Below are 13,373 nucleotides of genomic sequence, written 5' to 3'. Positions count from 1 at the left end.
GAGGGGTGCGTCACTCGAAAGAGTGAAAAGTGACCGAAAAGCGACACGCGGGCGACGGTCGTGGCGCGACTCTGTCCGGCATGGGATCGACGGTGCTCAGCCTGCGCGTGGACGGGGAGCTGCTCGACCGCGTCCGGCAGCATGCGGCCAGGAGGGGGATGAGCGTCCAGGACTACGTGGTCCGGACGCTGGTCCGCGAGGACTTCGACGAGCGCTTCAGCGCGGCCGTCGACGAGACGGAGAAGTTCTACGGCGTGACGTAGCCCGCTACCGGTGCGGCCCGGCCCCGGCGCATGGACGCGGCCGTGGGGACGGGCGGGGCCGGAGCGGACGGGCGGCGCGGCGGCGCCGGAGCGGACGGGCGGCGCCGGGGCGTAGGGCCCGGCCGGGCGTACGGGCGGGGCCACGGCCGCGGGCCGGCGCCTTTCGGGCCGGCCCGCGGGGGCGGTCAGGTGAGGCCCAGGGCGGGCATCGCGTAGTAGAAGACGAACACGCCCGACACCGCGTACATCGCGACCGGGACCTCCCGGCCGCGCCCGGCGGCCAGGCGCAGCACGGAGAAGGCGATGAAGCCGATGCCGATGCCGTTGGTGATCGAGTAGGTGAACGGCATCATCACCATCGCCAGGAACGCCGGCACCGCGATGGTGAAGTCGCTCCAGTCGATGTCCCGCACGGAGCCGGCGAGGATGAGGAAGCCGACCGCGACCAGCGCGGGCGTCGCCGCCTGGGACGGGACCATCGTGGCGAGCGGCGTGAGGAAGAGCGCCACCGTGAAGAGGCCGCCCGTGACCACGGAGGCGAGCCCGGTGCGGGCGCCCTCGCCGACGCCCGCCGTCGACTCCACGTAGCAGGTGGTCGCCGAGGACGAGGTGGCGCCGCCCGCGGCGACGGCCAGGCCGTCCACGAGCAGGACGCGGTTGATGCCGGGGAACTCGCCCTTCTCGTCCATCAGCCCCGCCTCGTCGCCGACGCCGAGGATCGTGCCCATCGCGTCGAAGAAGCAGGACAGCAGGACGGTGAAGACGAAGAGGCAGCCGGTCAGCAGGCCGACCTTGGAGAAGCCGCCGAAGAGGCTGACCTGCCCCAGGAGGCCGAAGTCGGGGGAGGCCACCGGGTTGCCGGGCCACTCGGGCGTCGTCAGGCCCCAGGACGGCACCTCCGCGAAGGCGTGCACCACCATGGCGAGGGCCGTCATGGCGACGATGGAGATGAGGATCGCGCCCGGCACCTTGCGCACGAGCAGCGCCAGCGTCAGCAGCGTGCCCAGGGCGAAGATCAGGATCGGCCAGCCGCCGAGGTGGCCGTCCGCGCCGAGCTGGAGCGGGACGGTGGTGTGGGCGGCGTCCGGGATGCGGGAGACGAAACCGGAGTCGACGAGCCCGATCAGCATGATGAACAGGCCGATGCCGATGGCGATGCCCTTGCGCAGGCCGACCGGTACGGCGTTCATCACCCGCTCGCGCAGGCCCGTGGCGACCAGCAGCATCACGACGAGGCCGGCGAGGACCACCATGCCCATCGCGTCCGCCCACGCCATGCGGGGCGCCAGCTGGAGGGCGACGACCGTGTTCACGCCCAGGCCGGCGGCGAGGGCGATGGGCACGTTGCCGATGACGCCCATGAGGAGCGTGGCGAAGGCGGCGCTCAGCACCGTCGCCGTGACCAGCTCGCCGCTGTCCAGCTGGTGGCCGTACATGTCCTTGGCGCTGCCGAGGATGATCGGGTTCAGCACGATGATGTAGGCCATCGCGAAGAAGGTCGCGAAGCCGCCGCGGACCTCCCGGGCGATGGTGGAGCCGCGCGCCGAGACCTTGAAGAAGCGGTCCAGGGCGCTGCCGGTACCGCTCGGCGGCTGCTCGGGCGCGTCCGGGGTGGCGGAGACCGTGGAGGGCATGCGGAACCTCGTGGTGCGGGGGGCGGGGGTGGTGGTCCGCCGGGGCGATCCGGTCGCTTTCGTGTCTTCGTACGAAGGGAACCGGTCGACGGCAAACCGTTTCAGTATGAACATATGACTCGGTGATCGCTATCTCCGCGCGTAGACCTCCGGGCCGCATACGATGGCGCCATGGCGAAGTGGACCCCCAGGCACGAGGCACCCGAGCCCCTTGAGGGGCCCGTGGTCGCCACCATCACCGGCGGCACGATCCTCTGGTTCGCCCTCTTCCTCGTCCAGCTGCCCTTCTACGGCTGGTTCGCCGACCGCGGCATCGACTGGTGGGTGTGGACCTGCCTCGCCGGCGGCGGCCTCGGCCTGCTCGGCATCTGGTACGTCCGCCGTCGCGAGGCCGCGATCCGCCGCGCCGAGGCCGGCACCCCGACCGAAGCCTGACCCCCGGGCGCCCGCTCCCGACCCGGACCCCGGCGGCCGCCCCCCGACCACGACGCCCCGGCCCCCGGCGCCTGGTACCTGACGCCCGCGGCCGACCCGGCGCGAGCCGACGCGCCCGCGGCCGAGCCGACCCGGGCCCGGGCCCGGGCCCGGGCCCGGGTCGCACCCGTGTACGACCGGGGGAGGGTTCCCGTCCTCCCGTGGTCGGATCTCCTCCGCGCCCGGGGGGTGATCGGCGCCCGCGACCCGTACCGTCGGAACCATGACGCAGCGTGCCAGGACCGAGGACGCGACCGAGGGCGTGCCCGGGGGAACGACCGTGGGGGCCGGCGCGGAGCCGGACGTGCCGTACCGGCCCGGGGGGCTGACGGCCGCCGAGGTCGCCGACCGGGTCGAGCGGGGCGAGGTCAACGACATCCCCGTCCGCTCCTCCCGCTCCACCCTCGACATCGTCCGGGGCAACGTCCTCACCCGCTTCAACGCCCTCATCGGCGTCCTCTGGGTGATCATGTTGGCGGTCGCCCCCATCCAGGACAGCCTCTTCGGGTTCGTCATCGTCGCCAACACCGGCATCGGCATCATCCAGGAGCTGAGGGCCAAGAAGACCCTCGACGGCCTCGCCGTCCTCGGGGAGACCCGCCCGACCGTCCGCCGCGACGGCGCCGCCACCGAGGTGCCGACGTCCGACATCGTGCTCGGGGACCTCATCGAACTCGGACCGGGCGACAAGATCCCCGTCGACGGGACCGTCGCCGAGGCCGACAGCCTGGAGGTCGACGAGTCCCTGCTCACCGGCGAGGCCGACCCCGTCCTCAAGAAGCCCGGCGACACCGTCATGTCGGGCAGCTTCGTCGTCGCGGGCGGCGGCGCCTTCACCGCCACCAAGGTCGGCCGCGCCGCCTACGCCGCCCAGCTCGCCGAGGAGGCGTCCCGCTTCACCCTCGTCCACTCCGAGCTGCGCTCGGGCATCTCCACCATCCTCAAGTACGTGACGTGGATGATGGTCCCCACCGCCACCGCCCTCGTCATCAGCCAGCTCGTCGTCAAGGACACCGACGTCAGGAACTCCGTCGCCCGGACCGTCGGCGGCATCGTGCCGATGATCCCCGAGGGGCTGGTGCTGCTCACCTCCGTCGCCTTCGCCATCGGCGTCATCCGCCTCGGCCGCAAGCAGTGCCTCGTCCAGGAGCTCCCGGCGATCGAGGGCCTCGCCCGCGTCGACGTCGTCTGCCTCGACAAGACCGGCACCCTCACCGAGGGCGGCATGGACGTCACCGAGCTGCGCCCGCTGGGCGGCGCCGACGAGGCGTACGTACGGAAGGTGCTCGGCGCCCTCGGCGAGTCCGACCCCCGGCCCAACGCCTCCCTGCGGGCCATCGTCGACGCCTACCCGGACAACGACGACTGGCGCTGCACCGAGGCCCTGCCGTTCTCCTCCGCGCGCAAGTACAGCGGCGCCGCGTTCAGCGAGGGCGACGGGCAGACCAGCGCCTGGCTCCTCGGCGCGCCGGACGTGCTGCTCCCCGACGGCGACCCCGTCCTCGACGACATCGACGGGCTCAACCGGCAGGGCCTGCGCGTCCTGCTCCTCGCCCGGGTCGGCGGCGACCTCGACGACCCCCACATCACGGCGAAGGCGCAGCCCACCGCGCTCGTCGTCCTCGAACAGCGGCTGCGGCCCGACGCCGCCGACACCCTCGCCTACTTCGCCGACCAGGACGTCGCCGCCAAGGTGGTCTCCGGCGACAACGCCGTCTCCGTCGGGGCCGTCGCCACCAAGCTGGGCCTGCCCGGCGCCGACCGGACCGTGGACGCCCGGCGGCTGCCGCAGGAGCGGGAGCCCATGGCCGCCGCCCTGGAGGACGGGGCCGTCTTCGGACGGGTCACCCCGCAGCAGAAGCGCGACATGGTCGGGGCGCTCCAGTCCCGCGGCCACACCGTCGCCATGACCGGCGACGGCGTCAACGACGTCCTCGCCCTCAAGGACGCCGACATCGGCGTCAGCATGGGCAGCGGCTCCGAGGCCACCAAGGCCGTCGCCCAGATCGTGCTCCTCGACAACAGCTTCGCCACCCTGCCCTCGGTCGTCGCGGAGGGGCGGCGGGTCATCGGCAACATCACGCGCGTCGCGACGCTGTTCCTCACCAAGACCGTCTACTCGGTGCTGCTCGCCGTCCTCGTCGTGGCCGCGCAGGTCGAGTACCCCTTCCTGCCGCGCCACCTGACCCTGCTGTCGACGCTCACCATCGGGGTGCCGGCCTTCTTCCTGGCGCTGGCGCCCAACACCGAACGGGCCCAGCCGCACTTCGTGCGGCGCGTCATGCGGTACGCGGTGCCGGCCGGGCTGATCGCCGCCGCGGCCACCTTCACCACGTACCTGCTCGCCGGCGCCCACTACAGCGGGCCGGAGGCGCTCGCCGCGGAGACGAGCGCCGCGACCCTCACCCTGTTCCTCGTCTCCCTGTGGGTGCTGGCGATCATCGCCCGCCCCTACACCTGGTGGCGGGTCGGGCTGGTCGCGGCGATGGCCGGCGGGTTCCTGGTGGTCCTCGTCGTGCCGTGGCTCCAGGAGTTCTTCGCCCTGCGGCTGGTCGGCACGACGATGCCGTGGGCCGCCGTCGGCATCGCCGCCGCGGCCGCCGCGCTGCTGGAGGGCGCCTGGCGCTGGGTCGACCGCAGGGTCCCGGCGTAGGCCGGGCGGTCACGGGCGGCACGGGCGCTGCCGGCGGCAGAGGCGGTACGGGCGCGGCGGGCGGTCACGGACGGGGGCGGTACGGGCGCGGCGGGCGCGTCCGTACCGCCCGGTCGGCTCAGTCGAACCAGCGGTCCCGCGCCAGCTCCTCCGTGCGCGAGGGGTCCTCCAGCAGCGCCGCCACCTCGAACCGGCGCGGCCACTGCCCCGCCGCCCACGCCAGGCCGGCCGCCACGCCCTCCAGCGTCGCCGCGTGCAGCGTGCCGTCCGGGGTGAGCCGCCAGTCCAGCTCCGTGCCGCCCGCCACCAGCTCCTCGTGCTCCACGTACACCCGCGGCGTGCCGGGCCCCAGCAGGGTGAGGACCGCCGGCGGGACGGCGTGCTCCTCGCCGTCCGAGGCGACCTCCGCCCGTACCGTCCCGCTCAGCCGCCGCACCTGGAGCAGCTCCGCCAGGTCCGCGGCCCGCGCCGGCGCCACCGGCAGCAGCGGCACCCCGGACGCCAGCGGCAGCAGGTCGGGGGCGTCGGCCACCACCGCGTCCGCCGCGTCCACCACGCGGACCTCGCCGTCCACGACCGCGCGCAGCTCGTCCGGGAGCGTCACCTGCTCCGGATCCAGCTCCGCCAGCGCCGTGTACAGGGCGTGCAGCCGGTCGCCCGTCACCTCGCGGTCCGGGTCGGCGAGCCGCCCGAGCAGCTCGGCCGCGCCGCCCGGCTCGTCGAGCAGCGCCGCCACCGACGTCCGCACGCCCAGGGCGCGCAGCACCTGCGCGTCGTCGAAGCCGGTCGTGTCGACCGACTCGTACAGGCCCTCCAGCAGCGGGTCGGCGCCCGCCGCGCGCAGCCCGGCGGGGCGGCGGCCGTCGAGGACCGGATGGTCGCGCAGCCACCAGGCGGTGTACGGGCGGACGGTCCGCGTCGTGCCGTCCGGCAGGAGGACCCGCACCGGCTGGGTCAGCGCGTCCCGCAGCGGCGGCCGGGACAGCAGGGCCAGCGCGCGCGGCCAGGCGTCGTCGTCGACGAGGTCCAGGTCGCGTACGGCGACCAGCTCCGTGGCGACCGGCGGGACGGGGGTCTCGGGGAGCCGGTCCAGGACGTCCTCGCACCACACGTCGACCGCGTCGAGGAGGCCGGCGTCGTCCGGTTCGGGGTAGTCCGCGTCGCGCGGCTCCAGCTCGTCCGGGTCCAGGACGACGTCCGCGGCCCGGACGAGCGCGAAGTCGGCCAGCACCCCGCAGGCCGCGAGCGGCTGCTCGCCCCAGCGCTCCGCCAGCTCCTCGTCGCACAGGGCCAGTTCGCCGGGGCGCAGCACGGACGCGAAGGGGCTGCCCGGCAGGACCAGCTCGCCGGCCGGGGCGGGCTCCCCGTCCTCGTCGGGCAGGGCCAGCGCGCCGAGCCACGGCTCGTCGCCCGGTTCCAGACCGGCGTCCCGGACCAGTGCGAGGACCGTGTCCGCCAGCTCCTCGGCGTCCATGGCGTCGTCGTCCCACGCCTCGTCGGCGTCGAGGGAGGCCGCGACCGCCGCCCGTACCTGCGGGGTGGTGAGGACCGCGCGCGGGGTCGCCGGGAGGGCGCCCAGCTTCTCCAGCAGCGGGTGGGCGGCGTCCGGGTGCGCCACCTTCAGACCGAGCCGGGCCAGGTCCGCGGGGGTGTCCGCCAGCGGCAGGAGGACCTGGCGGGGGCCGATCGCGGTGCGGCCGTCGGTGAGCGGCACCGGCAGCCCGGTGAGGCGGTCGGGGTCGACGCCGGCGAGCGAGTCGTACAGCCGGTACCACCACCCGGGGTCGCGTTCGGCACCCGCGAGCCGGTCGACGGCGTCCCCGAGCGGCAGCCGGGCCACGCCCAGCGCGCGCAGCTCGGAGCGCCGCTCCAGGCCGGCCGGGAGCAGCGTCGGGAGGACCTCCGCCAGGACGCGCACCGTCTCGGCGCCCGCCCCCTCGACGACCTCCGCCTCGAACGGGCGCAGCGCGGCCAACTCCTCCGAGGGCGCCGCCGGGGCCAGGAAGGGCACGCGGGGGAGGAGTTCGAGGATCGCGCCGCGGACGGCGCCGTCGAGGACGCCCTTGCCGAGCGGGCCGGGCACCAGGTCGAGGGTGCCGGTGGACACCGGGCGCCAGTCGGCGAGGAGTTCGACGTACGCGTCGGCCGCCCGCGCCACGACGAAGTCGCTCAGGGGGCCCGGGGCGGGGTGGCGGCGCGTGGAGTCCAGCGGGAACGACGCGATGAGCAGCGCCGGCAGCGTCAGCGGCTCGTCGGTGGGGGTCGGCGCGTGCACGACGGGCGTGGTGCCGGGGCGGACGGGCGCGCCTTCCCCGTCGACCGGGACGGCCCAGGTGACCGACCAGTGCGGGCGCAGGCGCTCCTCGACGGGGCGGTCCTTCAGCAGCTCGGGCGGGATCGGCCCGGTGCGGGTGACGGTCCGCCAGCGGGCGGTGCCGCGCGCGGAGTCGTCCACGACCGTGTACGCCGCGTCCTGCCCGCGCGTGAGGGTGCGCGTGCCCGACGGGGTCTCCACGACGATCTCGGCGAGGCCCGGGAGGGTGAGGAGCAGCGCGTCGCCCACCCCGGCCAGGAGCCGTTCCACGAGGTCGACGGCGGCGGCGTCGCGCAGCGGCAGCACGACGACCGTGTCGTACCCGGCGGGCGGGGCGCCCTCGGCGGGCAGCGGCAGCCGCAGCAGCGGCACGTGGCCGTCGCGGCGGCGCAGCTCGTCGCCGAGGCCGGGGCTGGCCTGCGCGGCGCGGGCGGCCAGGTCGCGGGCCTCGGCGAGGGACCAGCGGACCCCGCCGTGGCGGCCGATGACGGCCGGTTCGTCGCTCACCGCGAGGACCGCGGCGAAGCCGACGCCGAACCGGCCGACCGCGCCCTCGTGGCCCTCGCGCTTGGCGGAGGCGCGGAGCGTGGAGAGCGACTCGACGCCCGTCGCGTCGAGCGGGGCGCCGGTGTTGGCGGCGGCGAGGACGGCCGGGCCGTCCGCGTCCGCCGGGTGCAGGGCGAGCCGGAGCCGGCCGGGGACGCCGGCGCGGGCGGCCGCGTCGGCGGCGTTCTGCGCCAACTCGACGACCAGCCGGTCGCGGTAGCCGCCGAGGCTCAGCTCCTCCTCGGCGTTGGCGTCCTCCCGGAACCGCGCGGGTCCGGCCCCCCACGCGTCGAGCACCCCGCGCCGCAGCCGCGCGGTCCCGAACGGGTCGGCGCCCTCGCCCGCCGCCGTCGCCCTCACGCTCACGATGTGCTCCGCTCTCCTCGACGTACGAACCGGTCTCCGGCCGAAGGTACCGCGCGCCCGTACGCACCCCTGAACGGCCTGGTGGAGGCGGTGTGCGGAGCTCTCGAAGATCCCCGGGAAGCCGCGCCCACCGACGCGCCCCGACGACCGTCGCGCCGGGCCCGGTACGGGCCTGGCCCGCCACGGCCGCCGTGGGGCGCGGCTCCCCGCCCGTGGGGAGGCGGGTCCCCCTGGGGCGGTACGGGCCGGGTCGGTCACGGTCGCCGCCGTTGTGGGCGGTCGTTCCGCTGGGCCGCGTCCCGCGTGGGGCGGGGGTTCCGCGTGTGCGCCCGGGGCGGTGCGGGTCGCGTCGCTACGGGCCGGGCCACCACGGCCGCCGCCGTTGTGGGCGGGTCCCGCCTGTGGGGTGGGTGGGTCCCGCCCGTGCGCCGTGGGCGGTGCCGGTCGGGCCGGTCAGGGTCGCCGCCGTTGTGGGCGGTCGTCCCGCCCGGGTCGGTCCGGCCCGTGCGTCGTGGGCGGTGCCGGTCGGGTCGGTGACGGTTGGTGCCGTTGTGGGCGGTCGTCCCGCCCGGGTGGGTCCCGCCTGTGGGGTGGGTGGGTCCCGCCTGTGCGCCGTGGGCGGTGCGCGTCGGGTCGGTCACCGTTGCCGCCGTTGTGGGCAGTCGTTCCGCTGGGGCGGAACGGGTGGGCACAACGGGACGGTGCCCTCCCGCGGCACGTCGCGCCCCAGGGCGTACCGGCCCGGCAGCCGCGCACCGCCCGGCTCCGCCGTGCCCGCCCGTTCCGCCCCTGGCGGAACGCATGCCCACGGCGCGGGAGCGCCGAGCCCCGGGGGACGCGGCCCGCCGCGGAGGAGTGCGAGGTCCCGGGCCGGCTGGGGGCCATGACACGGGGCCGGGGCCCGAGCACGCGCGGCGTGACCGGGCGGAGTGCCGCGTCCGGGCCGGCGGGCCAGGCGCGGCGGCGCGCGCCAGGGCGTGCGGGGCTCAGCGGGTGCCCCAAGGCGTGCGGGGCACCCCGGGACGTGCGGCGCAGCCGAGCCGCCCGCGCCGGGGCTCACGCCGAGGCCCGCCCGGGCCCCGGCGGGGTCAGGAGTGGCCCAGGTCCTCCGACTCCGCGTCGGCGGCGTCCGGCACCGAGCCGCCCTCCTGCGAGGGCCGCAGCGAGAACGCGTCCGCGCCCATCGAGTCGAGCACCGGCGGCGCCGGGCGCGGCGGCTTCGGCATGACGGCCGCCTCCGAGTGCCCGCCGCAGCCGTACTCCAGGGACACGACGTGCCCGTCCGCCGGGGAGAACTCGTTCGCGCAGACCCCGAAGGCCTGGCCGAGGGACCCGCCGATCGGCGTGAGGAAGCCACAGGAGAGGCACGAGGCGGGCGCCGCCTGGGCCATCGGGGTCTTCGCCCCGTACGCCTCCTCCCAGCGGTCCGCCGCCGCGTGCAGCCCGTAGCGCGACAGGACGCGCGCCCGGCGCAGGCCCAGCTCCTCCGCGATGGCGGCGACGGTGCCGCGCGAGGGCGTGCGGGAGACGATCTCCGCGTCCTCGGCCTCGACCCGCTCGGTCATCTCCTCCGACACGGCGGAGTTCGGCGGCGGGGCCTCCTCGCCGGTGTAACCCGGCTCCAGGCGCAGGTCGTCCGCCTCGGTCGGCAGCAGGTCGCCGGGGCCCATGTCGCCGGGGCGCAGCCGCTCGCTCCACGGCACCCACTCGGGGGCGAGGAGCGCGTCGGGGCCGGGCAGCAGCACCGTCTCGGCGAGGGTGACGTACTTCGCGCGGGACGCGCGGGTCAGCGTGACGGCCCAGCGCCAGCCCCGGTAGCCCGGTTCGGCGCTCTCGAAGAAGTGCGTGACGACCCGGTCGCCCTCGGCCACCGCCTCCACGTACCGGCCGACGACGCCGGGCGCCGCCGCCTCTTCGGCGGCCTCCCGGGCGAGGTCCACCGCCTCGGCGCACAGGCGGTCCAGGGCGGGGGCACGCCGGGCACGGCTTCGCGTCGTCGCAGCACTCACAGGTTCGCTTCTCTCCTACGCCGTCTCACAGGTGCGCCGGGCGCGACTGCACGGGCGGCGGACGGAGCGGACCCGGGGACCGCATCGACGTTCGCGCCCGACGTGCTCGGGCCCACCTCACTTCACCCATTCTGCGGGATGCCGAAGAGGCGCGCGGCCGAGAACTTTCCGCCGGTGGCGCGCTACGCACGCTACCCCCTCCGCAGCCCGCCGCCCACACGGCCGCCCCAAGTAACCCTCCACGAACGGGTCAGGTGGGGCAGTATGGCGACGTGGCAACCGCTCGGTGGTCCCCGGAACCGTCGCGGCGCGCCGGCCGGGGCGGGCGTGCCGGACGGCTCCGTGCGGCGGTCCGCCGGACGGGCGCGGCGGGCCGGACGTTCGGCCGCCGGGTGGGGCGCGCGGCCCACTGGCCCTTCACCTCCACCGCCCGCGGCATCCGCCGGGCCACCCACGCGCACGGCGCGGGCGAGTCCGGTCTCGGAAAGCTGATCGAGCTGCACGCGGTGAACGGCGCGGGTGACGTGATGATCACCGTGGCGCTCGCCTCGACGGTCTTCTTCGCGGTGCCGACCGACGAGGCGCGCGGCCGGGTGGCGCTGTACCTGGCGATCACCCTCGCCCCGTTCGCGTTGCTCGCCCCGGTGATCGGTCCGCTCCTGGACCGCGTCCCGCACGGCCGCCGCGCCGCCATGGCGGGCTCCATGCTCGCCCGGGTGCTGCTGGCGCTCACCCTCTCGACGGCGGTCGCCACCGGCGACCTGGAGCTGTACCCGGCGGCACTGGGCGTCCTCGTCGCGTCCAAGGCGTACGGCGTGGTCCGCTCGGCGGTGGTGCCGCGGCTGCTGCCGCCGCGCTTCTCGCTGGTGAAGGCGAACTCGCGGGTCACCCTCGCGGGGCTGCTGGCCACGGGCGCGGCCGCGCCGGTGGCGGTGCTGCTGCACCGGGTCGGGCCGCAGTGGCCGCTGTACGGGGCGTGCGCGCTGTTCGTCGCGGGGGCGTTCCTCGCGTTCACCCTGCCGCCGAAGGTGGACTCCGCGAAGGGCGAGCGCAAGGCGCACATGCTCACGCACGGCGAGCGCAAGCCGGGGCTGCGGACGGTCGGCCCGGCCGTGCTGCACGCGCTCCAGGCCAACGCGGCGCTGCGCGGCCTCTCCGGGTTCCTGATCTTCTTCCTGGCGTTCCTGCTGCGGGTCCACCCGCTGGGCGGACAGAGCGCGGCCGTCTCGCTCGCGGTGGTCGGCGTGGCCGCCGGCACGGGCAACGCCTGCGGTACGGCGGTCGGCGCCTGGCTCAGGGACCGGGCACCCGAGGCGATCATCGCCACGATGCTGGGGCTGGTGCTGACCGCCACGGTGGTCGCCGCGGTCTTCTTCAGCGGGATCCTCATCGCCCTGCTCGGCGCGGCGGCGGGGTTCGCGCAGGCCCTGTCGAAGCTGTCCCTCGACGCGCTGATCCAGCGGGACGTGCCGGAGGCGGTGCGCAACTCCGCCTTCGCCCGCTCCGAGACGCTGCTCCAGATGGCGTGGGTCGTGGGCGGCGCGGTGGGGATCGCCCTGCCGCTGCACGGCTCGCTCGGCATGGGCGTCGCGTCGGCGATCCTCGCCACGGGGGTGGCCGTGGCGGGCCGGGGGCTCCTCGCGGCGGCGCGGCACGACGGCCGGGCGCCACGCCGACCGCGCGTCGCGTGAGCCCCCCATGCGCCCTCGGCGGCCAGGCCCGATAGCCTTCGCCCCATGACCGTTGCGTTCTTCTCCGGAAAGGCCCGCCGGGCCGGCGTCGCTCTGGGTGCCGTCTCCGCCGGCCTGCTCGTCCTCTCCGCGTGCGGCTGGACCAAGCCGACGCCGATCGCGACCGTGACGGTCGGATCCGACTCGTACAACACCGAGGCCGCCGACGACTGCTACGACGAGGGCGGCCTCAAGGAGTCCCGCGTCCAGGAGTGCCTGAGCGCCAAGGGCGGCAAGGCCGTCGACGTGTCCGTGGACGACCGGGTGCGCTTCGGCGTCGACCCGGAGATCGCGGAGAACGGCTGGACGCTGTTCCTCGACGGGCAGCGCGCCGAGCAGGAGCCGTACACGAAGACGTACCGGTCCATCGGTGCGAGCGCGTTCTTCTCCGCCGGCCAGATGGGCGGCGAGGCTCCCGACAGCGTCCGCGTCTCGATCCTGGAGACCGACGCGAAGTCGAAGAAGGCGATCGGCGTCTACCGCTTCGTGCTCAAGAAGGTGTGACCCTGCGCGTCCTGGTCGTGACCGCCGTGGCGGCGGAGGCGGAGGCCGTCGCGGACGGTCTGACCGGCCGCGCCGCCGGGTCCGCCCGCAGCCTGCCGAGCGGCCACACCGTGACGAGCCACCTCCTCACGGCCGCCCCGGCCGCAGGCGTCCCGGCACCGGCCGCGGCCGCCCCGGCCAGGGCCGCAGGCGTACCGGCCGCAGCCGCACCGGCCGCGGCGGGCGGCGGCCCGGCCGACCGGTCCGTCACGTACGACGGCCCGGCGGCCGCCGGGCCCCCGGCCGCCACCGTGGACGTGCTCGCCGCCGGGGTGGGCCCCGCGGCGGCCGCCGTCGCCACCGCGACGGCGCTGGCGACCGCCCCGTACCCCTACGACCTCGTCGTCTGCGCCGGCATCGGCGGCGGCTTCGCGCCGCACGCCCCGCTCGGGGCGCTCGTCGTCGCGGACGCCGTCGTCGCCGCCGACCTGGGCGCCGACACGCCGGACGGCTACCTGCCGGTGGAGGAGCTGGGCTTCGGCCGCTCCGTCCACGTGCCGCCGCCCGCGCTCACCGCGCGCGTCGCGGACGCCCTGCGCGCCGGCGGCCGGCCCTGCCTGACGGCCCCCGTCCTCACCGTCTCCACCGTGACCGGCACCGCCGCCCGCGCCGCCGAGCTGACCGCCCGCCACCCGCGCGCCGCCGCCGAGGCGATGGAGGGCTTCGGCGTGGCGGAGGCCGCCGCCGCGCACGGCGTGCCCGTCGTCGAGGTGCGCGCCGTCTCCAACACCGTCGGCCCCCGCGACCGGGCGGCCTGGCGCATCGGGGCGGCCCTGGACGCGCTGCGCGGCGCGGCCGGGTCGCTGAGCAGCACCGTCTTCAGGGAGGAGTGAGGGCCAGT

Annotated in this window: 9 protein-coding genes; 6 read left to right on the top strand and 3 right to left on the bottom strand. The window is 76.3% G+C overall.

Translation table 11 applies throughout. The features are described 5' to 3' along the window. The first annotated feature begins 80 nt into the window (after positions 1 to 80). Positions 81 to 263 carry a BrnA antitoxin family protein gene (locus LPA54_RS05360; RefSeq protein ID WP_228974274.1) on the top strand — a complete coding sequence of 61 codons (183 nt, stop codon included), beginning with the start codon at positions 81 to 83 and terminating at the stop codon, positions 261 to 263. A gap of 185 nt (positions 264 to 448) precedes the next feature. Here LPA54_RS05360 and LPA54_RS05355 read toward each other — a convergent pair whose 3' ends face one another. Beyond that, entirely contained in the window at positions 449 to 1,897 is a 1,449-nt protein-coding gene (locus LPA54_RS05355) for an NCS2 family permease (protein WP_228974273.1), read from the bottom strand. 171 nt (positions 1,898 to 2,068) lie between these two features. Between LPA54_RS05355 and LPA54_RS05350 the strand changes: the two genes are divergently transcribed. Beyond that, positions 2,069 to 2,332 carry a DUF2530 domain-containing protein gene (locus tag LPA54_RS05350; RefSeq protein WP_228974271.1) on the top strand — a complete coding sequence of 88 codons (264 nt, stop codon included), beginning with the start codon at positions 2,069 to 2,071 and terminating at the stop codon, positions 2,330 to 2,332. Positions 2,333 to 2,594: 262 nt separating this feature from the next. Then, positions 2,595 to 5,024: an HAD-IC family P-type ATPase gene (locus tag LPA54_RS05345; RefSeq protein WP_228974270.1), complete on the top strand. Its 2,430-nt coding sequence runs from the start codon at positions 2,595 to 2,597 to the stop codon at positions 5,022 to 5,024. Positions 5,025 to 5,142: 118 nt separating this feature from the next. Here LPA54_RS05345 and LPA54_RS05340 read toward each other — a convergent pair whose 3' ends face one another. After that, positions 5,143 to 8,250, bottom strand: coding sequence for a sacsin N-terminal ATP-binding-like domain-containing protein (locus LPA54_RS05340; protein WP_228974267.1), 3,108 nt, complete (start codon positions 8,248 to 8,250; stop codon positions 5,143 to 5,145). Positions 8,251 to 9,338: 1,088 nt separating this feature from the next. Beyond that, positions 9,339 to 10,259, bottom strand: coding sequence for a DUF3027 domain-containing protein (locus LPA54_RS05335; RefSeq protein ID WP_228974264.1), 921 nt, complete (start codon positions 10,257 to 10,259; stop codon positions 9,339 to 9,341). Positions 10,260 to 10,651: 392 nt separating this feature from the next. On the opposite strand from LPA54_RS05335, the gene LPA54_RS05330 reads away from it, so the two are divergent. Genes LPA54_RS05330 through LPA54_RS05320 form a run of 3 tightly spaced genes read left to right on the top strand, consistent with a single transcriptional unit; the run spans position 10,652 to position 13,365 of the window. Further along, positions 10,652 to 11,950 carry an MFS transporter gene (locus LPA54_RS05330; RefSeq protein ID WP_228974262.1) on the top strand — a complete coding sequence of 433 codons (1,299 nt, stop codon included), beginning with the start codon at positions 10,652 to 10,654 and terminating at the stop codon, positions 11,948 to 11,950. Positions 11,951 to 11,995: 45 nt separating this feature from the next. Continuing rightward, positions 11,996 to 12,493, top strand: a complete 498-nt coding sequence (locus LPA54_RS05325; protein WP_228974259.1) for a DUF2771 domain-containing protein — start codon at positions 11,996 to 11,998, stop codon at positions 12,491 to 12,493. Further along, complete coding sequence (locus LPA54_RS05320; RefSeq protein WP_228974257.1) at positions 12,490 to 13,365, top strand: futalosine hydrolase; 876 nt, start codon at positions 12,490 to 12,492, stop codon at positions 13,363 to 13,365. The genes LPA54_RS05325 and LPA54_RS05320 overlap by 4 nt, the downstream gene beginning before the upstream one ends. The last annotated feature ends 8 nt before the right edge of the window (positions 13,366 to 13,373 follow it).

This window comes from Streptomyces sp. DH12, assembly GCF_020873895.1.
GTDB lineage: Bacteria > Actinomycetota > Actinomycetes > Streptomycetales > Streptomycetaceae > Streptomyces.
This window is presented reverse-complemented; position numbering and strand designations above follow the sequence as displayed.

Bases quoted from the DNA above. Each gene is read 5' to 3' on its own strand.
- LPA54_RS05360 (WP_228974274.1), top strand. From the start codon at position 81: ATGGGATCGACGGTGCTCAGCCTGCGCGTGGACGGGGAGCTGCTCGAC.
- LPA54_RS05355 (WP_228974273.1), bottom strand. From the start codon at position 1,897: ATGCCCTCCACGGTCTCCGCCACCCCGGACGCGCCCGAGCAGCCGCCG.
- LPA54_RS05350 (WP_228974271.1), top strand. From the start codon at position 2,069: ATGGCGAAGTGGACCCCCAGGCACGAGGCACCCGAGCCCCTTGAGGGG.
- LPA54_RS05345 (WP_228974270.1), top strand. From the start codon at position 2,595: ATGACGCAGCGTGCCAGGACCGAGGACGCGACCGAGGGCGTGCCCGGG.
- LPA54_RS05325 (WP_228974259.1), top strand. From the start codon at position 11,996: ATGACCGTTGCGTTCTTCTCCGGAAAGGCCCGCCGGGCCGGCGTCGCT.